The sequence below is a fragment of the Pseudomonas syringae group sp. 243L2 genome (genome assembly GCF_032587875.1).
Classification (GTDB): Bacteria; Pseudomonadota; Gammaproteobacteria; order Pseudomonadales; family Pseudomonadaceae; genus Aquipseudomonas; species Aquipseudomonas amygdali.
On sequence record NZ_JAWHPL010000021.1, the window covers coordinates 746,481 to 767,868 of the forward strand.

General features: G+C 59.6%; 23 protein-coding genes. 4 read left to right on the forward strand and 19 right to left on the reverse strand.

Going from position 1 to position 21,388, the window contains the following annotated elements; genetic code table 11:
- Position 1: 1 nt before the first annotated feature.
- The 12 genes from RYB66_RS16320 to RYB66_RS16375 form a co-directional block, all read right to left on the reverse strand.
- Positions 2–1,387, reverse strand: coding sequence for a DNA circularization N-terminal domain-containing protein (locus tag RYB66_RS16320; protein ID WP_316894855.1), 1,386 nt, complete (start codon positions 1,385–1,387; stop codon positions 2–4).
- A complete protein-coding gene (locus RYB66_RS16325; RefSeq protein WP_316894857.1) occupies positions 1,384–3,543 on the reverse strand; it encodes a phage tail tape measure protein in 2,160 nt (719 codons plus the stop codon). Before RYB66_RS16325 ends, RYB66_RS16320 begins: the two co-directional genes overlap by 4 nt.
- A 130-nt stretch (positions 3,544–3,673) precedes the next feature.
- Positions 3,674–3,970 carry a phage tail assembly protein gene (locus RYB66_RS16330; RefSeq protein WP_003316280.1) on the reverse strand — a complete coding sequence of 99 codons (297 nt, stop codon included), beginning with the start codon at positions 3,968–3,970 and terminating at the stop codon, positions 3,674–3,676.
- Entirely contained in the window at positions 3,967–4,314 is a 348-nt protein-coding gene (locus RYB66_RS16335; RefSeq protein ID WP_003316279.1) for a phage tail tube protein, read from the reverse strand. The genes RYB66_RS16330 and RYB66_RS16335 overlap by 4 nt, the downstream gene beginning before the upstream one ends.
- A 60-nt stretch (positions 4,315–4,374) precedes the next feature.
- Entirely contained in the window at positions 4,375–5,871 is a 1,497-nt protein-coding gene (locus tag RYB66_RS16340) for a phage tail sheath subtilisin-like domain-containing protein (RefSeq protein WP_316894859.1), read from the reverse strand.
- A gap of 18 nt (positions 5,872–5,889) precedes the next feature.
- Positions 5,890–6,078 (reverse strand): DUF2635 domain-containing protein, encoded by a 189-nt coding sequence (locus RYB66_RS16345; RefSeq protein ID WP_005781028.1) that lies wholly within the window; start codon positions 6,076–6,078, stop codon positions 5,890–5,892.
- Entirely contained in the window at positions 6,075–6,665 is a 591-nt protein-coding gene (locus tag RYB66_RS16350; RefSeq protein WP_005743983.1) for a hypothetical protein, read from the reverse strand. The genes RYB66_RS16345 and RYB66_RS16350 overlap by 4 nt, the downstream gene beginning before the upstream one ends.
- Before the next feature lie 46 nt (positions 6,666–6,711).
- Complete coding sequence (locus tag RYB66_RS16355) at positions 6,712–7,050, reverse strand: hypothetical protein (RefSeq protein ID WP_003372736.1); 339 nt, start codon at positions 7,048–7,050, stop codon at positions 6,712–6,714.
- Positions 7,031–7,420 carry a hypothetical protein gene (locus tag RYB66_RS16360; protein WP_003411734.1) on the reverse strand — a complete coding sequence of 130 codons (390 nt, stop codon included), beginning with the start codon at positions 7,418–7,420 and terminating at the stop codon, positions 7,031–7,033. The genes RYB66_RS16355 and RYB66_RS16360 overlap by 20 nt, the downstream gene beginning before the upstream one ends.
- A 122-nt stretch (positions 7,421–7,542) precedes the next feature.
- Positions 7,543–8,715 (reverse strand): cellulase family glycosylhydrolase, encoded by a 1,173-nt coding sequence (locus tag RYB66_RS16365; protein WP_316894861.1) that lies wholly within the window; start codon positions 8,713–8,715, stop codon positions 7,543–7,545.
- Between the two features lie 2 nt (positions 8,716–8,717).
- Positions 8,718–8,912 carry a Com family DNA-binding transcriptional regulator gene (locus tag RYB66_RS16370; RefSeq protein WP_004644430.1) on the reverse strand — a complete coding sequence of 65 codons (195 nt, stop codon included), beginning with the start codon at positions 8,910–8,912 and terminating at the stop codon, positions 8,718–8,720.
- A 272-nt stretch (positions 8,913–9,184) separates the two neighbouring features.
- Entirely contained in the window at positions 9,185–9,628 is a 444-nt protein-coding gene (locus RYB66_RS16375) for a hypothetical protein (protein ID WP_004642425.1), read from the reverse strand.
- A gap of 189 nt (positions 9,629–9,817) precedes the next feature.
- Between RYB66_RS16375 and RYB66_RS16380 the strand changes: the two genes are divergently transcribed.
- From RYB66_RS16380 to estP, 4 genes are all read left to right on the forward strand, one after another.
- Complete coding sequence (locus RYB66_RS16380) at positions 9,818–10,429, forward strand: LexA family transcriptional regulator (RefSeq protein ID WP_316895004.1); 612 nt, start codon at positions 9,818–9,820, stop codon at positions 10,427–10,429.
- Between the two features lie 154 nt (positions 10,430–10,583).
- A complete protein-coding gene (locus RYB66_RS16385) occupies positions 10,584–10,832 on the forward strand; it encodes a DUF1654 domain-containing protein (protein ID WP_005743988.1) in 249 nt (82 codons plus the stop codon).
- Positions 10,833–10,953: 121 nt separating this feature from the next.
- Complete coding sequence (locus RYB66_RS16390; RefSeq protein WP_003316268.1) at positions 10,954–11,196, forward strand: pyocin activator PrtN family protein; 243 nt, start codon at positions 10,954–10,956, stop codon at positions 11,194–11,196.
- A gap of 105 nt (positions 11,197–11,301) precedes the next feature.
- Positions 11,302–13,224, forward strand: coding sequence for an esterase EstP (estP, locus tag RYB66_RS16395; protein ID WP_316894865.1), 1,923 nt, complete (start codon positions 11,302–11,304; stop codon positions 13,222–13,224).
- Between the two features lie 494 nt (positions 13,225–13,718).
- Here estP and trpE read toward each other — a convergent pair whose 3' ends face one another.
- From trpE to RYB66_RS16430, 7 genes are all read right to left on the reverse strand, one after another.
- Complete coding sequence (trpE, locus tag RYB66_RS16400; protein ID WP_005743990.1) at positions 13,719–15,200, reverse strand: anthranilate synthase component I; 1,482 nt, start codon at positions 15,198–15,200, stop codon at positions 13,719–13,721.
- A 69-nt stretch (positions 15,201–15,269) separates the two neighbouring features.
- On the reverse strand, positions 15,270–16,088 hold the full coding sequence (locus tag RYB66_RS16405) for a phosphoglycolate phosphatase (protein ID WP_004667099.1): 819 nt from the start codon (positions 16,086–16,088) through the stop codon (positions 15,270–15,272).
- Positions 16,085–16,759 (reverse strand): ribulose-phosphate 3-epimerase, encoded by a 675-nt coding sequence (gene rpe, locus RYB66_RS16410; RefSeq protein ID WP_005733270.1) that lies wholly within the window; start codon positions 16,757–16,759, stop codon positions 16,085–16,087. The genes RYB66_RS16405 and rpe overlap by 4 nt, the downstream gene beginning before the upstream one ends.
- Before the next feature lie 126 nt (positions 16,760–16,885).
- Positions 16,886–17,707 carry an ABC transporter permease gene (locus tag RYB66_RS16415; RefSeq protein WP_002551902.1) on the reverse strand — a complete coding sequence of 274 codons (822 nt, stop codon included), beginning with the start codon at positions 17,705–17,707 and terminating at the stop codon, positions 16,886–16,888.
- A gap of 11 nt (positions 17,708–17,718) precedes the next feature.
- Complete coding sequence (locus tag RYB66_RS16420) at positions 17,719–18,966, reverse strand: ABC transporter permease (protein ID WP_005743992.1); 1,248 nt, start codon at positions 18,964–18,966, stop codon at positions 17,719–17,721.
- Between the two features lie 77 nt (positions 18,967–19,043).
- Complete coding sequence (locus tag RYB66_RS16425; RefSeq protein WP_002551900.1) at positions 19,044–20,078, reverse strand: polyamine ABC transporter substrate-binding protein; 1,035 nt, start codon at positions 20,076–20,078, stop codon at positions 19,044–19,046.
- An 82-nt stretch (positions 20,079–20,160) separates the two neighbouring features.
- On the reverse strand, positions 20,161–21,285 hold the full coding sequence (locus RYB66_RS16430) for an ABC transporter ATP-binding protein (protein ID WP_005733265.1): 1,125 nt from the start codon (positions 21,283–21,285) through the stop codon (positions 20,161–20,163).
- Positions 21,286–21,388: the final 103 nt, after the last annotated feature.

The window sequence follows — 21,388 nt, forward strand, 5'->3', positions numbered from 1 at the left end:
GTCACTCCTGTGCGATCTTCAGCGTGCCTGGCGGTACGAAACCCGGGTGGGCCAGCCGATTGCGCTGCACCATTTCCTGCGCCCGGCTGGCGTCACCGAATCGGCGATAGGCCAGCACCAGCGCGGGCAAAGGCTCAGAGACCTTCATGTCCACCAGACGTACACCGGAGGCCGCCACCACGTTGAGGTGCCTGATCAACGCCTGACGCAACGTGTTGAGCGCCAGGTAATGTTCGGGATCGGCTTTCAACGACGCTTCCCAGATGGCCGAACTCAGCGTGTCGCGCAGTTCGATGACGTCATCGGCAACCGGCACATCCACGCGTTGCAGCGCTTGCGTCACCTGCTGATCAAGCGAGGGCACCACGTTGAGCGGCGTGACCGTCGTCGCAATCGGCATGCTCGCGACGATTCTCGCCACCTTGACCAACAGCGCATCCTGAACCAGGTTGGCAGTGGCCTGAGCCGTCACACTGGTATCACGACCGCTGCCCTGGCTGACCAGATTGATACCGGACACCGCCTCTGCCTGTTGTGTGGCCTCGGAAATCACAGACCGGTAATCGACCGTTTCAACAGAAGACGTCCCACCGTTGCCGCTGGACCTTGATGCAATGCTGTTGGACGTGCCGCCGCTATTGCCGCTCGCGGAAGCGCTTGCTGAACTGCCGGTGACCGAGCTGCCGGAACTGCTGGTGCCGCTCGCTCTTCTGGCTCGTTGGCTGTCACCGTCGAAACTGGCGAAGAACGTGGTAAACAGCGTGCTGACCGTCAACGGCGCATTGACCAGCGAATGCACCAGCGCGGTGACATCCGAATAGATCGCCATAAACGGTACGAACTGCCGCTGAATGGTCGCGAACACACCCGACAGGGCGCTGCGCAGCGCCTGAATGTTGATACGTACCGCGTCCACTGTGACCATCACCGAGCGGTAGCGCCTGAGCGCCGAATCCAGCAGGCTCTCGGACGCGCTCAGCAACTGCCGTCGCGTATTGAGCGTCGACACGGGAAACTTGAGCGGGTTGGCCGGATAGAATTTCAGGTCCAGCCGGACGAGTCCGCCTTCGCTCAGGTTGTGTGTGACGCCGCACTCGCCAACCTGAACCTGCACGCGACCCAGCCAGGGATGTACCAGCTCGCCGGCACCTTCCTGCTCCAGTGCCTGCAGCAGTCTGTCTCGCTGTTCGAAACAGTCGGGACCGACAATGAACCCCGTCAGCGTATGCACTTTCGACTGTTTGCCCAGCGACTCGAAATAAGGCTCGTCGCGTTGTGGAAACTCATGCAACTGCCCCTTGCGGCCTGCCGGAACGACGGCTTTTTCAATGAAAAAACCGACGCCCCGAAAAGACGCTGGCAGCAGGCTGTCACGCCATGTACTCATGATCCGGCTCCTGCGCCGAGGGTTCGATAACCGACGTTTGGCGATATCGTCAAACCCGGCTGGTTGGTTTGCACTTGCCCGGCACGCATGCCCGGCGGCGCGTTTTCAAAGCGAATGTTGAGCTCGCCTTCAAGTCGCGGACCGGCCACGCCTGCGCCCTGCTGCAACAACAGGCTGCCGGGCGCCAGCGGGGTGGGTACGCCGAGCAATTGGCTGGTCGACGGCACGCCAGTGGCCTGATTGAGCAACTGCTGATTCATGCGAACGTTCTCGACGGCACCGGCCGCCAGAAACGCACCGGTCCCGCCGCCCGGCCCTGCATTGCGTATCCGCTGTTCTTCCGCGAACTGATTGGCCTTCTCGGTTGCCCGCTGCAGGACGGTCTTATCAGTGTCGCCACCAAACCAGCTCATGATCGGTTCGATGAATGGCTTGATGTCCGCCCACAGACCTGCGAACCAGGTTTTGATAGGCTGCCAATTCTCGATGACCATGCCCAGCGGCGAAAAACTGAACAGCGTTGCCAGCACATCGGTAAACGGCTGCGCCTCGGCCTTGATGGTTTCCCATAGCCCGGCGAAGTACTCGGAGATTGGCTGCCAGTTGGCCACGACCATGCCCAACGGCGTCCAGGCGAACAGCGTCTGCAGGAAGTCGAAAAACGGGGTTGCCAGCGCCTTGATAACGTCCCAAAGCGCAGCAAAGAACTCGGACAGCGGTTGCCAGTTGGCGACGATCATACCGAGCGGCGTCCAGGCGAATACCGCCTTTAGTACGTCCCAAAGCGCCATGGCCGGACCACGAATCGCTTCCCAGACAGCTTGAAAATAAGGCGCGACGGTCGACCAGTTGGCAATCAGAAGACCTGCCGCCAGCGCCAGGCCGCGCACGATCAGGGCCAGCGGTGACAGGCCCATCACCGCGCTAAGTACGCTCATGGCGGTCGTCGCGGTCATGACCGCAACTTGCAATACACCGAACGCAATCGCAGCGGCCACCACACCCTTGATCACGCCAGGGTGTTCGGCCGCCAGCGCGGCGACCTGAGAAATCATCGGCCCGATCACGGCCATTGCTTCGTTCATCGCCGGCAGAAACATACTGCCGATGTTGATGCCCAGACGATCGACACGGTTGGTCATCTCTTTGATGGCCGTGGCCGTGGTCTGTGAGTTGTCGGCGAATTCCTTCTCGATAGTGCCGCTGTCCTGCACGCCCTCGCCGACCTTGGCCAGGTTGGACCTGAGCACATCCAGATTGGCCAGCAGTGGCGTGATAGCACCCAGCGATTCCGCGCCGAACAATTGCGTGATGACATCCGACTGCTTGCCAGGGTCAACACTGGAGACCGCCGTCAGGACCTTTTCAATGGTCCCGGACGGGTCGCTCTGCATGCCCTGGGTCAGCTGATTGACGTCGAGCTGCAACGCTTCGAACGCCCCGGCTTTCGCCGCGCCACCTTCGGTCAACGACTGCATGAATCGCTTCATACCGCTGGCGGCCACATCGGCCGGCACATCGACGCTGGCCAGCGTGGCGCCCATTGCCGCCAGTTGCCCGGAGGCCATCCCCGCAACCGGCCCAAGCGGGCCCATTGCAGTCACCATGGTGGCGATTTTCTTTTCCAGGTTGTTGCCGCCGAGCACGTTGATCTTCTCGGACAGCGCCGCGACTTGCGGTTGAGTCATCTGGAACGATGAGCGCCACGAGGCCATCATGTCGCCCGACTCGGCCGCCGTCTGATCGAATGCGACACCCATTTTCACGGCATCGCTGGCAAACCCGGTCAGTTCTTCACGCGGTACATTGGCCTTGGCACCGGCAGCAACAATCGCCGCGATGCCATTGGCGCTTTCCGGCAGCCGTTCACTGAGGTCCAGAATGTCGGAACTCATCTGCTGGAACTGTTGCGGTGTTTCAAAGGTGACCGACCGTTTCACGCCGGCCATGCTGGTCTCGAAACCGATCGCTGCCTTTACCCCGGCAATCAAGGGCTCTGCCAAAGCATTGTCCTTGATCATCTCGCCCACTTCGACGTTCCCAAGACCAGAGCCTTTAAGCCTGGTCTCGAAGCCTTCAACGTTGTTGCGGATGGTTCCCAGCGTTGGAGACAGCTTGTCGACGCCGGTAATCAGCGTCTTGATAGTGTCTGCCATCACTCCCCCTGCAGGATCTGGTTGATGCGTTGCGTCTGCAAGATCGACTCGGTGATGACGTCCAGCTCCCTGGACATCATCAGTTCGGGATCGGTCTTCCAGAAATACGCGAGGTCGTAAACGACGGCGATCAGTCCTTCGAGGTTGCTGATGCCGCTGCCATGAAAAAACTCGCAACCTTCCAGCTCAACGTATTGATGTCGCACAGGTCCATCTGATTGACCGACGAGGGCGGGATGCCGGCGCAGACGGCGATGTACTTCGCCGCCACGTCCAGATCCAGGGAAACTTCCTCGTTCTTGTCGATCCTGTACGGCAGAGCCTTGATGGCCCGCGCTTCCTGCGCCGTAGGGCGCCGGAAGGTCAGTTGCGAAAGGGTTTCGCCGTGCGCTTCGATCGGGCTGGCCAGGTCGATGACTTCACTCATTGCCAGCTCCCCTGATTGCCGTCGAATTGCAGTTCGATGGTGCCGTCGTCAGCCTTGCTGCTCGGCTCATCGACCAGGTAGGCGCCTGACAGGACGTAGGTCTTGCCGTTCTTGAACTCACAGGTGATGGTCATGTCCACACCGGTAGTGAGCAGCTTGAGCGGCAGATCCGCGGTATGCACGGCGGTGAATTTCAACCAGGCGGCCTTTTCGGTTTCCTTGTAGTAACCAGGCACGACGGTCTCGCGCTTGATGTTCATCAGAGGCGCTTCGCCGCCGCCGCTGATGGTCAATTGGGTGCCATCCACTTTGATGTAGCAGGTACCCGCAACTTTCTGACCCATGTTGTTTATCTCCAGAATGAAAAAACCCGCACGAGGCGGGCTTGAAAGGGTTGGTTAGGCTTATGCCGCTTCGTCGTACTGCAAGCGGAACTGGTTGAGCAGCGCGAACACGCGCAGGCCGTTGATGTAGTCAGGCGGGAACATCACGTTCACGCGGCTTGGGTCATTGCCGTCACGCTCGACAATCAGGTGCTGGGCGAACGTTTCGGCGTTCTCCACATGACCCTCTTCTTCAAGACGTGCGTATTGCGCAATCAACTCGCCACGGATGGTGCTCGGCGTGATGATCGGCTGGCCGGCACCGAAGCGCGTGCCATCGTTGGCCAGCTTATGGCGACCGTACTTGCTGGTGATGATGCCTTGCAGACGACGGATGATGAACGCCGACTGGTGCATGGTTTCACTGTCCAGGTACGAGTTGTCAGCCTGGCCGTAAGCGTTCTTCTGGTAGGTGGTGATCGAACGCTGAATGCGTACGTAACCGCCTTCGTAGTACGCCGTGGCGATGCCGTAACGCAGCAGCGACTCACGCTCGGTCAGGGTGAAACGCTGACTGGCCGGTGCCGGATCGATACCAGGCATGGTGCCGCTCTGGGTCGGACGGCTGGCGTCGGCAGAAATGAACACCGCCGTGCGCGCAGCCAGGGCAGCGGCTTGCAGCCAGACCGGTTGCGGCACACCGTTTTCGACACCCTGCAGGGTGATGTGCTGATCGTTGCGCAGTTGGCCTGCGGCCACCAGCGTACCGACCGTGCCGCGCTTGGCGCTGTAAACGTGGCCGTACAACTGGCGCGCCCAGCTCCAGCGACCGTTGCTGTCGTCCATTGCCGCTTTCCAGGCATCCAGCGTGGCGGTGTCGGTCCAGGGCATGCAGATGAACTCGAACGGCTCATCGCCCAGCGCAGCCAGTGCCTTGAGCTGATCAGGTGTACCCACGCCGCCGGTCATGGCCGTGACTGCCGCCGTCAGGCCAGCCGGAATGACTTCGCCATTGGTCTTGCCCTGGCGATTGAATTCCAGCTGGATGTCATTGCCGCTTGCCCCGCTCCATTTGCAGGAAAGGGTCAGCACACCCGCTTCGACAGCCGCGGTGACCGGCAGGTCAGGCGTGGCATTGATCTTCACCGACAGTGCAGTGGCCGCCTGGGCAGCGGTTGCGCCATTAACGACAGTGGCCTGCACTCGCATGCCGCCGACATACAGGTTCAGCAGACCGGCTTCGGTCGCCGCCCCGCTGAGGGTGACTTTCGCGCCGGCCTTGGCGCCTTCGGTATTGAGCAGCGGCAGGCACCAGACTTCGCCGGTGGGGTCCGCCTTGCGCCAGGTTTCATACATCGAGGCCAGCATGGAGCCCTGACCGCCGATGTTTTTCGCCAGCGCCACGCTCGGCACCAGCACCAGAGAACCCAGTTCGGGGCCGGACACATCGTCGTTGACCTGCGCAACGATCAGTCGACGCATGCTGGCCGACGCGCTGTTGGCGGCCGAATTGTCCATCTCCGCATAAAACAGCGGCACGCGAACATCGGATGGAATGTTGTTAAAGCTGATAGCCATTGTTTGGCTTCCTCTTGGTTAAGCCGTGAAGGCTTGATGGGTGGTGGTGGATTGCTCGGTTTGAAGGGTGATATCGCCGTCGTTCTGACGACGCTGCCACCAGGCGTTGAAGGTCACCTGCCGACCTTCGACGGGCAGCAAATCGCCCGCCTCCGGATCCGGCACAGTGCGGCCCTCGACCGGTACTACAGTGATGCGTTGAGTCATGGTGTTACCTCTATTGTGAATTTCGCTTCGATACGGCCATCAGGGCCGGGGGATTTCAGGTTCGGATCTGCGGGGTCAACGCAGTCCATCTCGAGGGTGGCGCCGGTAAATCCGGGCAAACCGTCCAGATACGCCTCATGCCAGGTCTCGGCAGGCTGATCGGAGGTGTTGCGGCCCAGTTGAAACTGCGCTGCAAACCCGAAGCGATACGTCACCCGGTCGCCGCTGATCTGCACCAGCGCGCCACCGGTGTACTGCATCGCGTCGTAATCGCGATCCGGGTTCCAGCCCACCAACGCTCGCCACAACTCAGCGCGCAGGGTGTGCAGTTGCTCACTGGCTTCCTGCCCGCGCTTGTCCCCGCCGTCGAGCACCACCACCACGTCAATCCGGTCGGTGATGTTCTGGCGAATAACGTTCTGCAAATCGTTGGCGGTGGACTGATCGCCAGTGGCAATGACGTACGCCGACGGGTGGGCGAGCTGATCACCGAGGGCGACCGCCGCCCAGTCGATACCGGCACTGATTCGCCCGGCAAAGCTCGGGCAGGTCGCCTGCAAGTGGGCAACTATCGGGGTTATCTTCATGAGGGGTTCCGCGTGTGTTGAAGGTTGATTGCGGCGTGGGAAACGCCTACTGGTTCGCCTTGCCCAACGCCTCATCAGCCTTGTCTGCAGCACGGCTGGCCGTGTGAGCGGCCTGATTGGCAATTGATGCAGCACTCTCGACCTTGTCTGCCGCCTGGGTGGTGGTTTCGGCCAGCCTGTCCAGGCGCCGGTCGCGCTTGCCCAGCGCTGCGTCGTAGGCATTGCGAACCTCGGCCAGCTGCTGCGTATGCTCGGCATTCGCCGACCACTGCCCGGCCTGAAAACCGAGCATCAGGCAGCCAGCGATCAGCAGTACGGAAATCAGCCAGACCTCCAGGCGCCGCCACCAATGGCGAGCGATGAAATCAATTGCGCATCTGTGCATCGTTTGCACCTCCGAGTTGGGATCGCAGCCGGGCTATTTCGGCGCTTTGCGTGGTGACCTTGTCGGTGAGTTGAACGATGTGGCTGGTGAGGGCTTCGATCTTGCCCTCCATCCGCCCAACGGCTGCGGCGAGCTCGTTGCGCTCCTTGGCGAACTGATCAGCCCGCGCTTCGGCTTCCTTGCGCGCCTGGCGCTCGGAGTCGAGCAGCTCATTGAGGCGGCGCACCGTACCGATGTCCGCGTTGTCCATCGCCCGGTCTGTTGCATCTCTGGAAAGAAACTTGCGCAGCCAAAGAAAGCCGCCAAGCAGAATTGTGCCCGTGCCGCCCAGCCAGGTAGCTGTGCCTGGGCCTAGGTCGGTTGGGTCCATTGGTGCTCCGTAATAGGGTGGTGGACTCTCAAGGCCCTCGAAAATCGAAAGCCTGAATAAACTGGAAAGAGCCCCTTGATGCGGGGCTCCGTTGTTGGGTCAGAACGGAATGACTTGCACCGTCATGCCTGTGCATAACCCCACAGGGCAATGCGCTCGGCAAAGTACGGTGTGACCAGTGCGACGGTCTCCGCCTGATTGCTGGCCTCCAGGCTCATCTTTTCGCCATCGGTGCCTGGCCCTGTGACCCACAGTGTCACTGGCACTTTTTCCGCCTTCGCTTTATCGAGCAGGTTTTTCAGCGCGGTGCGACCGGCAGCCGTTGGCGGAATACCTGTTTCGCCGATAAATGCGGCCATCTTGTTGGTCTTGGCATAGGTCAGAAACGGACCCACGATTTCATCGCGCAGAACGGTCGGCGAGATCAGGTCGTTGTTATTGGCGTAGGTACCGCTGGAGCTTTTATCGTAATCGCCGTAAGCATGGGCTTCCCAGACAATTGCATTGGCCGGGTCGACGATTTTCGACTGAAGGTTGGCAGAGACGGTGGCCCAGTTTCTGGCGCTTGCAAACTCAAGCCCACAAATGAACACCGGCTTTTTCGAGCTGTTGCGCAACGCCTGCAGCACGGTATTCATCGTGCTGATGTACAGCGCCTCAAGAGCAGGGAACGTAATGTAGTCCTTGGCACCCACCGTAGTATTCGAATACGGCTCGTTACCCAACCCCCAGCCCAACACCATCGGATCGTCGCATTCGGTGACCAGCTTCTGGTGAAAGTTGGCCAGGTGAACGGCGCTCCAGAAAGTGCCGTTGACACCGTTCCCATCCTTGATCAATACCGACTCGGTTGCCTTCCAGCCGTTCTGATTACCGGCCTCCGCGGCAGGAAGAATGCGCCCGGTCAGGTTCCCGTTTGCATCGGTTTCGTAGCGATGCAAACGCATGTAGTGGTGCGGATCAGGAATGATTCTGGCCTCGCCATTGGAGTCTTCACGAATCCAGCCAAGCATTTCTTTCCAGCGCTTCACGAAGTCGGTATTCAGGTTCGCCCCTTGACCTGGCAGGCCGTCCAGAGTCGACAGTTGAATAGCGCGCTGAAGTTCGAACGGGAAACGGATCAGACGCACGCCCCGATTCTTGACCCAGGTTGTGATGGTTCCACGATTGGGCCACTGATAATGAGTCCCTGCCTCGCCAGGCACGATCTGCCCGGCGTTAGCCACTGAACCCAGGTTGATACCTACCAGCGGAATATTCTTGAGCTGGCTGACAGCAGAACTGCTATTGGACATGATTAATACCTCTGATTAGCACCGCGAGGCAGCAACGACGCTGCTGTACCTCTGTCGCTCAACGGCGATAACTCGAGGCGCGCGGCCTTCACATGATTCAACGTTCCGCAGCGGGAACATTTGATCTGGAGCTCTGTGTACTCACCCATGCGGGCCAGCAGTTTCTTGCACTGCCCGCATCGAAAGTCCTTCAACATGTGCACTGGCCTCCGTGTGCCTGACCCAATGAAAAACCCCGCCGAGGCGGGGTTTGAGGTGGGTCGCGAGTGACCGGTTGTGGCTGTTGATCAGCCTGTTTCCGGCTGCTGCCCTGAGGCGCAAATCGCATATCGTGGGACCTTTTTACCCCCCTCCGGAAAGGCTGGGAAGGGGCAGTTTCGGGGTGGGTCGAGTTTGACCGGAGTTCAACACGAGTTCGGCCACAGCTGTGCAATCGACCCGGATAAACGGCGTGAAACCGTGTCTTCGTTCAGCCCTGTGCAGCTTTGTTGGCGACGGCGTTGTTGCTTCTGGAAGCGCTGCGCTCAGCGAGAATTGCCAGCACTTGCTGGTGAAGCTTGTTGATCCAGTTGCGATAGGTGCGGTCTGCGCCTTCATTGATGCCCACCAGACGCATCTGCTCGCGCACCGGCAACGACTCGACATAACGCAATGTCGCCAGTTGGGCCAGTTCAGGCCCGCGGCTCTTTGCAGGGCTGCGCGAAAGCTGCGCCACAGCCGCCTCGACTTCGCTGCTTATATAGTCCAGGCCGCTGCCATTACCCACCAGTGCGCGCGAGCCGGGTGTGCGACGCGGAATGTACGCGCCCCATTCCATGATCCCGGCCATCGGGCTGCTCAGTCCGCCGCCCAGGCCAATGCGCATGCGCTGTTCACCCCAATGCTGCATCACGGCTTCTATTTTCTCGATCATCGTGTCTCTCCTGTAGGACCTTTCTGAAACGCTGCGCAACGTCTTTCGCTGCGCAGAACCAAGGCCTTACAATACATTTTGTATTTTTATGACACAACGAAGCATTACATTATGTATATTGCTCAACACCCTACAGCCTGTATGATTCGACGCATGAACAGAAAATGGTATGAAGTCGCAAGACAGGTCATGGAAACCCAGCAGATCAGCCAGGAAGAGATGGCTGAGCGAATGGGCGTGACGCCCGGCGCGGTAGGGCATTGGCTGAATGGCAAGCGTGAGCCGAAGATCGAGGTTATCAATCGGTTCCTGACCGAGCTCGGCCTGCCGATTCTCACCACCTCCATTCCGGCCAGCGAGCCCGGCATGCACAACGTGGAGCCCATGGTGCAGCCCTCGCGTTTCTATCGCTATCCGGTCATCAGCTGGGTAGAGGCCGGTGGCTGGAGTGAAGCCGTCGAGCCCTACCCTGCCGGCTATTCGGACACCTTCGAGATCAGCGACTATAAAGCCAAGGGCAGAGCCTTCTGGCTGGTGGTCCGTGGCGATTCGATGACCGCACCCGCAGGCCAGAGCATTCCTGAAGGCATGTTGATTCTGGTCGACACCGGAATCGAGCCCACTGCCGGCAAGCTGGTCATCGCCAAACTGCCGGAAAGTAACGAGGCCACTTTCAAAAAACTGGTCGAAGACGCCGGACGTTACTTTCTCAAGCCGTTGAACCCCGCCTACCCGACCCTTGCGGTGACCGAGGAGTGCAAACTGATCGGTGTCATCAGGCAGATGACGATGCGTCTCTGACCCCCGGCATGCAACGTCCAAGCCCCGATAACCGGGGCTTTTTCATGCGCCACTGTTTCGTCCCGGGCAGGTGTCCGTGTAGGAAACATTTGTAGCTTGCGTGAGAAACACCCCTCAATTACTGTATGCACATACAGTAAAAAGGAGTTCACTCATGCTCAAGCAGTTCCCCGACACCTCGCAACATGACGCTTACCTGGCCTTGGCACAGCGCATTCAGGACGCTATCACCAGTGACAAGGCGCAGATCGAGCATCAGGTCCTGCTGATCAGGGAGCCTGGCGAATCGGTGGCTCACTGGGAGAGCATCATGGATCAGATCAGCGAGGCCGAAGGTATCAGCGTCACCCGCAACCCTGAAAACGGCACTGCTCGCGTGTCCTGGTACATCGATTCCCTGTGAGACGAACAATACAAATCGTATTTAAAATACAAACTGTATTGTCACAAAGCGCTACATATCGTATTGTTTGTCTGCACCCCATCTCGGGAGTACTCACATGCAAACCACAGGGAGTCATGGAATGAACGAAATACTGGATCAACTTCGCAAAGAATTCGCCACGCCGTGCCCTTCGCTGAGCGCCGTCAGAGAGCGTTATTTTTCGCACCTGTCGAACGACAGAAATCTGCTGCGCAAGATCAACGCAGGACGCATCGACTTGAAGGTCAGCCGCACAGGCGGCAGTCGTCAGGGTCACCCCTTCGTGTACCTGCATGACCTGGCCAACTATCTGAGCGCCATCGTGACCAACAGGGCTGCCTGAGGTCAAAAAAGCACCGTCGCAGCGCGATAATGTTCATCAAACTTTGCAGCTATGAAAAATCTTGCTACGTTTCCGGTACAAAACAAAAACAATCGGGATCCGTTCATGACCAAGACATCGAGGCGCTGGCCCTTCGCGGCCTGCCTGTTATCGCTTGCCTGCGGCACCGCTGCTGCCGCGCCCTATTCGACCATGGTGGTGTTCGGTGACAGTCTGGCCGATGCCGGGCAGTTTCCGGATACCGCAGGGCCCAGGGGCTCTACGCTAAGGTTCACCAATCGTGTCGGCCCCACGTATCAGGACGGCAGCGGTGAAGTGTTCAATCTGAACTCATCGACGCTGATTGGCAGAATGCTCGGTGTTCCGGCAGGAGATCTGGCGGCCTCCACGTCGCCAGTCAATGCTGCGCTGGGCGCCCCGGATGGCAATAACTGGGCAGTCGGAGGCTATCGGACCGACCAGATTCTTGAGTCGATCAACTCGCAATCCACCGTTGTCGACCCGAACACAGGCACACTGCTGCGCAGCCGGACCGGCTACCTGCCCGCAAACGGTTTTCGCGCCGACCCCAATGCGCTTTATTACCTGACCGGAGGCGGCAACGACTTCCTGCAAGGTCGCGTGGTGAGTGCCAGCAGCGCAGCGCAAGCCGCCAATCAGCTGGCTGACAGCGCGCAAGCCCTGCAACAGGCCGGTGCGCGCTACATCATGGTCTGGTTGCTACCGGACATCGGTAAAACGCCAGCCTTGAGCGGTTCGCCACTGGCTTCGGCCACCTCGGCACTCAGCGCGGGTTTCAATCAGCAACTGGTCAGCCGACTGGCGCAGATCAATGCCCAGATCATTCCACTGAATGTTCCATTGCTGATCAATGAAGTCCTCGCTGAACCGGCACGCTTCGGGTTCGATCCCAACGAGAACCTGGTCAGTACCTGCTTCAGTGGCGACAGCTGCACAGAAAGCGCAGCCAACGGCAGGTCCAGCGCGACGCCGAATCCGAGCCGAGTGTTTTTCAACGACCGCGTCCACCCGACCGAGGCCGGACAGAGGTTGCTGGCCGACTACGCCTACTCGCTGCTTTCGGCCCCTTGGGAAATAACCCTGTTGCCGGAGATGGCCAATGGCACGCTGCGGATGCATCAGGACGAGATTCGCGCGCAGTGGCTGAGCGACTGGGGCAACTGGCAAGGCGTCGGCCAGTGGCAGAGCATCATCGCCGCAGGCGGTCAGAAAATGGACTTCGACGCGCAGGACAGCTCGGCCGATGCTGATGGAAGAGGCTACAACCTGACCATCGGCGGCAGCTACCGATTTGCCGAAAACTGGCGCACCGGCGTTGTTGCCGGAGCGTATCGGCAGAATCTTGAGGCAGGCCCCAGGGACTCGGACTACAAACTCAACAGCTACATTGCCACCGCGTTTCTACAGTATCAGGCCAACCATTGGTGGGGTGATCTGGCGGTTTCAGGCGGCAAGCTGGACTACGAAAATGCCGAGCGCAAGTTCGCACTGGGGGTCAGCGAGGGTCAGGAAAAAGGCGATACCGACGGTGAGATGTGGGCGGCCAGCGGTCGAGTCGGCTTCGACATCGCGGGGGCTGCCAGCCGCTGGCATCTGTCGCCTTTTGTCAGCGCCGACTACGCGCACATTGATGTCGATGGCTACTCGGAAAAAGGTGATCGTTCGACGGCACTGACCTTCAGCGACCAGACCCGCAAGTCGCGGCGTGCAGGCGTGGGTGTGCAGGGCAAGTTCCAGGTGACACCGAGCACACAGGTATGGGGAGAAGTTGCCCATGAACGGGAGTTCGAGACCGATCAGCAGGACGTGACCATGGCGCTCAACAGCGTCCAGTCAGTGGGTTTCACGCTGGAAGGTTACACACCGCAACGCGACCTGAATCGGGCAACGCTGGGCGTCAGCCAGAAGCTGACTCAAGACCTGACACTGCGCGGAAACTACAACTGGCGCAAGAACGACGACGTGACCCAGCAAGGGGTGAATGTTGCGTTGAGTATGAGTTTCTAGAGAGTCTGCTGGGCAGCCTCACTATCGTGCGTGGCGCTTTTTCGGGGTTTCACTATCGTGCGGCATGCCGTTCTGGACGCTCTGCGTCCTATCCTGAGAACTGCGGCGCGGTGCAAATCTCTGACGCGGAGCGTCACCCAAGGCATTCCCACGCTGGAGCGTGAGGAACGATGATCTCAACTATCGTGCGACGCTCCGCGTCGCATGCCGTTCTGGACGCTCTGCGTCCTATCCTGAGAACTGCGGCGCGGCGCAAATCTATGACGCGGAGCGTCACCCACGGCATTCCCACGCTGGAGCGTGAGGAACGATGATCCAACGATAATCTCAACTATCGTGCGACGCTCCGCGTCGCATGCCGTTCTGGACGCTCCGCGTCCTCTCCTGAGAACTGCGGCGCGGTGCAAATCTGTGACGCGGAGCGTCACCCAAGGCATTCCCACGCTGGAGCATGAGGAACGATAGCTATCTAACTACCAGAGCAGCACGCCTGCTCAACCCTCGGCAGGCTGCGACGCCAGGGCAACAGCGCGGAACATGGCGCGGCGCTTGTTCAGGGTTTCTTCCCATTCCAATGCCGGCACCGAGTCGGCAACAATGCCGCCACCGGCCTGCACATGCAGTTCGCCGTTCTTGATCACCGCAGTACGAATCGCGATAGCCGTGTCCATGTTGCCATTCCAGGCCATATACCCCACGGCGCCGCCATAGACACCGCGCTTGACCGGCTCCAGCTCATCGATGATTTCCATGGCGCGAATTTTCGGCGCACCGGACAAGGTGCCAGCCGGCAGAATCGCCCGCAGTGCGTCCATTGCCGTCAGCCCGTTTTTCAATTGACCGGTGACGTTGGAAACAATGTGCATCACGTTGGAATAACGCTCGATAACCATCTTCTCGGTCAGTTTGACCGTACCGATCTCGGACACCCGCCCAACGTCATTACGGCCCAGATCGATGAGCATCAGGTGCTCGGCGATTTCCTTGTGATCGGACAGCAGGTCTTCTTCCAGCGCAAGATCGGCCTCTTCGGTGGCACCGCGAGGGCGAGTACCGGCGATTGGACGCACCGTAATCAGGTTGTCCTCGACCCTTACCAGCACTTCCGGCGAACTGCCGACGACATGGAAGTCGCCGAAGTTGAAGAAGTACATGTAAGGCGTCGGGTTGAAGCAGCGCAGCGCCCGATACAGATCGATGGGCGCGGCCTTGAAATCGATGGACATGCGTTGCGACGGCACAACCTGCATGACGTCACCCGCGAGGATGTACTGCTTGATCGTGTCGACCGCAGCCTCGTAATCATCCTGAGTAAAGCTGGAGCGAAACACCGGGTCGGCAGCCGGAGGCCGGTCCAGATCAAGACCGCGGCGCGGCGTGATCGGCTGACGCAGCTTGTGCATCAGTTCATCAAGCTGCGCGACGCCACGTGCGTAGGCATCCTGCTGCGCCGGATCGACCAGCACGATGGCGTGCATCTTGCCCGCCAGGTTGTCGAACACCACGACCGCGTCAGACACCATCAACAGGATATCCGGCACGCCCAGCGGGTCCGGGTTCGGGCAGTTGGCCAGACGCTTCTCGACATAGCGCACACAGTCGTAGCCAAAGTAGCCGACCAGCCCGCCGTTGAAGCGTGGCAGCCCGGCAATCGTCGGTACGTTGTAGCGCGCCTTGAAGGTCTCGACGAAGTCCAGCGGGTCTTCGACATCCAGGCTTTCGATCTCGACACCATCGTGGGTCACGCTGACGTGATGGCCATGAACGCGCATCACGGTGCGGCATGGCAGGCCGATGATCGAATAACGCCCCCACTTCTCGCCGCCCTGAACCGACTCCAGCAAGTAGGAGTTGGGCTGATCGGCAAGCTTGAGGTAGATCGACAGCGGCGTATCGAAGTCGGCCAGGGTTTCGCGGGCAAGCGGGATGCGGTTGTAGCCTTCGGCGGCCAAACGCAGGAATTCTTCACGGTTCATGAGCAACCTCGTGGTTTGAGGAAAAACGGTCAGTCAGGCAAACGTGCCGGCAGGCCGGCCAGGATCAAGTCAGGCGCGCCAACGCCAGCGGGCCAGGGCCTTGATGACTTTCATCCAGAGCTTGCGAGTGACCACCACGATGGATTCTCTTGAGGAGGGACGTTTGATGTCGGGCAACAGTATCTCAGCGTCCATGTCCAGGCAACCGGGAATCAGTTTGCGCAGATCATCGATGACCATCGCCGGGTTTTCCTCGGCAATCGGCCGCCCATGGTTGTAGCCATAACTCAACGCGACGCAGGCCACACCGGCCGCCTTGGCAGCCTGTACATCACTGCGCGAATCGCCAACGAACAGCGCTTGCGAGGCAGGCACACCCGCCATTTTCATTACAAAAAACAGCGCGGCAGGGTCAGGTTTTTTCTGCGGCATGGTGTCACCACCGATGATCCAGCGAAAGAAACGCCCCAGTTTCATCTCATCCAGCAGCGGCGCGACAAAGCGCTCCGGTTTGTTGGTGATGAGGGCCATTTCGACGCCCATCTTCTGCAGCCATTTCAGGGTTTCACGCACGCCGGGGTAGACCACGGTGAACTCGTGCTTCTGAGCGTAGGCACGCATGAAGATCTCCAGACCCTGCTCAGCCAGTTCATCATCGACGCCACTGTGGTCGAGGTGGTTGGCCAGCGCGCGGCGTACCAGCACCGGTGCGCCATTGCCGACCCAGGCGCGGACCGACTCAAGCCCGGCTATTGGCCGGCCAAGTTCAGCCAGCATGGTATCCACCGCTACTGCCAGATCAGGGACCGAGTCCACCAGGGTCCCGTCCAGGTCGAACATGATCAGCTTGGGCAACTTGCCTGCAAACAGCTGCTCAAAGCCGCTCATGCGCGGGATGCTGCCAGTTCTGCACGCATTTTCTCGATCACTTCCCGGTAGTCCGGCGCGTTGAAAATGGCCGAACCGGCAACGAAGGTATCAGCACCTGCCGCTGCGATCTCACGGATGTTGTTGACGTTTACGCCACCGTCGATTTCCAGACGGATGTCACGGCCCGACGCATCGATCAACGCCCGCGCTTCACGCAGCTTGTTGAGCGTGCCGGGAATGAACTTCTGCCCGCCGAAACCCGGGTTGACGCTCATGAGCAGGATCATGTCGACCTTATCCATCACGTACTCCAGCAGGTTCAGTGGAGTTGCCGGGTTGAACACCAGCCCCGCCTTGCAGCCGCCTTCACGGATCAGTTGCAACGAACGATCAATGTGCTGGGTCGCTTCCGGATGAAAAGTGATGTAGGTGGCACCGGCCTCGATGAAATCACCGATGATGCGATCCACCGGACTGACCATCAAATGCACATCGATCGGTGCAGTAACGCCATATTTGCGCAACGCGCTGCACACCATCGGACCAATGGTCAGGTTCGGGACGTAATGATTGTCCATCACGTCGAAGTGAACGAAGTCGGCGCCGCTGGACAGCACATTGTCGACTTCCTCACCCAGACGGGCGAAGTCAGCGGAAAGAATCGATGGGGCAATAACGAAGGGCTGCATGACGCACCTGTTTGAGCAGAATCACGGTGCGCGGATTGTACGCCAAGCTTCGCCTGGAGCGGTAAGCCTCAAGCTGCACGCCAATGGATTCACCTTGGCTGGCAGCTTGAAACTTGCGGCGCCCGGTTATTGAGCCGTTCGGAGTTTTTCACTGCGCCCGCGTAACCACTCCAGCACCAGCAGCAACAGCACGGAGAAGCCGATCAGCAAGGTCGCGGCGGCAGCGATGGTCGGGCTGAGGTTTTCGCGAATGCCGCTGAACATCTGCCGAGGCAAGGTCGCCTGCTCCGGCCCGGCGAGGAACAGCGTCACCACCACTTCGTCGAACGAGGTCGCGAAGGCGAACAACGCACCGGAAATCACCCCTGGCGCAATCAACGGCAGGGTCACACGACGGAATGCAGTCAGCGGCGATGCACCGAGGCTGGCGGCAGCGCGTACCAGATTGTGGTTGAAACCCTGCAAAGTGGCCGACACGGTAATGATCACGAACGGCACGCCCAGTACCGCGTGGACCAGAATCAGCGAGGTGTAGCTATTGCCCAGGCCCAGTGGCGCGAAGAACAGGTAACTGGCGACACCGACGATAACCACTGGCACCACCATCGGCGAAATCACCAGCGCCATGACCAGCGCCTTGCCGGGAAAGTTGCCACGGGTCAGGCCGATCGCCGCCAGCGTGCCGAAGCCCATCGCCAGCAGGGTCGCGGCTGGGGCGACGATCATGCTGTTCTTCAGCGCACGCATCCACTCGGCGGAGTTGAAGAAGTCCTGATACCACTGCAACGAGAACCCTTGCAGCGGATAGACCAGAAAGCTGCCTGAATTGAACGACAACGGCACGATGACCAGCACCGGTAACACGAGAAAGAGCAGCACCAGCGCACAGATGATGCGCAGGGCGTAATACCAGATGCGTTCGATCGGCGATGTGTAGGGGTTCAACATGGTGACACTCCTCAGCTCAGACGCAGGCGGCTGGCGCCGACCAGCCAGCTATAAATCAGGTACAGCACGATGGTCGCCAACAGCAGCAGCCCGCCGAGCGCGGTGGCCATGCCCCAGTTGATGCTGGTGTTGGTGTAGAAGGCGACGAAGTAGCTGACCATCTGATCGTTCGGGCTGCCCAGCAAAGCCGGGGTGATGTAGTAGCCGATCGACAGAATGAACACCAGCAGACAGCCTGCACCAATCCCGGCGTAGGTCTGAGGGAAGTACACGCGCCAGAAACTGGTGAACGGATGGCAGCCAAGTGAAATGGCGGCACGCATGTAGGTCGGGGAGATGTTCTTCATCACGCTGTAGATCGGCAGGATCATGAACGGCAGCATGATGTGAACCATCGAGATGTATACGCCCACCCGGTTGAAGACCAGTTCCAGCGGCTTGTCGATAATGCCCATCGCCAGCAAAGCGCTGTTGATCAGACCGCTCGACTGCAACAACACGATCCAGGCAGCCACACGTACCAGAATCGAGGTCCAGAACGGCAACAGCACCAGAATCATCAGCAGGTTGCTCTGCCGCGCAGGCAGGCTGGCCAGCAGGTAAGCCAGCGGATAAGCCAGCACCAGACAGATCGCGGTAATCACCAGGCCCATCCAGAAGGTACGGGCGAAGATATCCAGATAGATCGCCTGATCCGGGGTCGCAGGCGCGACTTCCCCAAGGTCGTCGATACGATGGTCTACCGCCGCCAGCAGGTAATACGGGGTAATGCTGCTGGTATTGCGGCGCACCGCCTGCCAATAGGCCGGGTCACCCCAGCGCTCGTCCAGCGCTTCGAGCGCTTCTTTATAAGAGGCCGGTTCAGTCTTGAACGGCAAGGCGCGAGCGGTCTTGCTCAGCAGGCTGCGATAACCGGCCAGTTCCATGTTCAGACGCTTGGACAGATCGCCCAGCGTGGAATTCTTGCGTGTTTCGGCCAGGTCCAGGCTCATTGCCTTGTAGACCGACTCGGGCGGCAGCCCTTTTCCATCCCACTTTTGCACTTCGACCACAGTGGTCGGCAATGCGGCGACGACTTCGGGGTTGCCGACACTCTTGTAGAGCAGCGCAGCAATCGGCACCAGAAACACTAACAGCAGGAAAATCACCAGCGGAGCGATCAATGCCTGAGCCTTCCAGCGGTTGACCCGCTCGGCGCGAGCGAGACGTTGCTTCAAGTTAGGGCTGGCGCCTTCAGTCAGGGGCACGGCGATGGCCATAGCGAACTCCGGAATCTTTCAACGAGAGGGCGCTCCCTACAGCAGAGAGCGCCCGGATCTGACGTGATGCAGCCTGATTACTTGGCAGCCCAGGCAGTGAAACGCTGCTCAAGGGATTCGCCGTTGTCGGTCCAGAACGCTACGTCCATCTGCACCTGATCCTTGATGTTCTCAGGCGTGGTCGGCATGTTCTGCAGGGTTTCCTTGTCCAGCAGCTTGACCGCCTGGGTATTGGCCGGGCCGTAGGCGATATTCTGCGAATAGGTCTTCTGCTGCTCGGGGCTCAGCATGTAGGCGATGAACTTCTTCGCGGCATCGGCGTTTTTCGAGCCCTTCGGGATGGCCCAGGCATCGAAGTCGTACACGCCGCCAGTCCATACGACCTTGAGGTTGCTTTCCTTCTGCACAGCAGCGATCCGGCCGTTGTAGGCCGAGCTCATCACCACGTCACCGGAAGCGAGGTACTGCGGCGGCTGTGCGCCTGCTTCCCACCACTGAATGTTTGGCTTGAGTTCATCGAGCTTCTTGAACGCGCGGTCCTGGCCGTCTTTGCTGGCCAGCACTTTATAAACGTCTTTCGGCGCAACGCCGTCAGCCATCAGGGCGAATTCCAGGGTGTACTTGGCGCCTTTACGCAGACCGCGCTTGCCTGGGAATTTCTTGGTGTCCCAGAAATCGGCCCAGCCGTTTGGAGCTGTGGCGACCTTGTCGGCGTTGTAGGCCAGCACGGTGGACCAGACGAAGAAACCGGCACCGCAGGTGGTGATGGCGCCAGGCACGAAATCAGCGGCATTGCCCAGTTGTTTCGGGTCCAGCTCCTCAAACATGTCCTCATCGCAACCACGGGCCAGTTCCGGCGATTCGACTTCTACCAGGTCCCAGGAAACGCTCTTGGTGTCGACCATGGTTTTGACCTTGGCCATTTCACCGTTGTATTCACCGGCGATGATCTTGCCGTTACCGGCCTTTTCCCACGGCGCGTAGAACGCCTTTTCCTGAGCGGCCTTGTTGGCACCGCCAAAGGAGATGACGGTCAGGTCGGTGGCAGCCATGGCCTGCGCGGCGCACATCAGGCCCAACGTGATAGCGGTGAACTTCAAAGACTTCAACATAGGTTCTTTTCTCCACGAGCAGTGTTGGTAAGCGATTGGGATGGGCGATCAGGTCGCCTCTGTTATTGCTTTTATTGATAGATCAATGCACTTGCTGCAAGGGGTCGAGCGCGCGGACGTGCTCGACTTGCCAGCCGATCGGCACGACATCGCCCACGCTGAGCGTCGGGTCCAGTTCAGCAATCGGCTGTTTGACGAAGAAGTCGTTCTTGCCGGCTACCTCCAGACGCACGCGAACGTGGTCGCCCAGGTAGATGAACTCGGCTACGCGGCCGGAAAAACGGTTTGCACAATTCTCGCTGCGACCATTGAGGTTGATGCGCTCAGGGCGGATAGAAAGGGTCACCGGGCCGCCAGGCTGGCCGACGTTGATCGCCAGCGCATGCACTTTTTCGCCGCGCTCAAGCTCGACGACACAGCGGTCGCCATCCTGACTGACCAGACGTCCGTTCAGCCGGTTGTTTTCGCCAATGAAATTGGCCACAAAGGTGTTCTTCGGCTCTTCGTACAGGCTGCGTGGCGGTGCGATCTGCTGGATCTCGCCCTGATGGAAGACGGCGACCCGGTCGGACATGGTCAGGGCTTCACCCTGATCGTGGGTCACGTAGACCACGGTCACACCCAGGCGCTGGTGCAGGTGCTTGATCTCCATCTGCATGTGTTCGCGCAGCTGCTTGTCGAGGGCGCCGAGCGGCTCATCCATCAGCACCAGTTGCGGTTCGAACACCAGCGCACGCGCCAGCGCCACGCGCTGCTGCTGGCCACCGGACAACTGCGCCGGGTAGCGATGCGCAAAGGTGTCCAGCTGGACCATGCCCAGCGCCTTTTTAACTTTCTCGCCAACATCGGTCTTGCTCATGCCACGCACTGACAACGGGAACGCCAGGTTCTCGGCCACCGTCATGTGTGGAAACAATGCGTAGTTCTGGAACACCATGCCGATGTCGCGCTTGTGCGGCGGCACATTATTGATAGCGCGGCCACCGAGGAGGATTTCACCAGCCGTCGGGGTTTCGAAACCTGCCAGCATCATCAGGCTGGTGGTCTTGCCCGAGCCGGACGGACCGAGCAGCGTCAGGAATTCACCCTTGCGAATATCCAGGTTAAGGTCTTTGACGATCAGTGCTTCGCCGTCGTAGCTCTTCTGCACACCACGAAAGCTGACCAGAACATCATTTGCTCCAGCGCTTGTATCGACGTCGCTCATTACCCACACCTTTGTTTTGTCTGCGTGGGCTCAAGCCTAGAGCAGCCTGAATGCCCCGCAAATCGGCAGCCGGGAGAGAATCGCCTAGGCAGGCTGGAAGGCT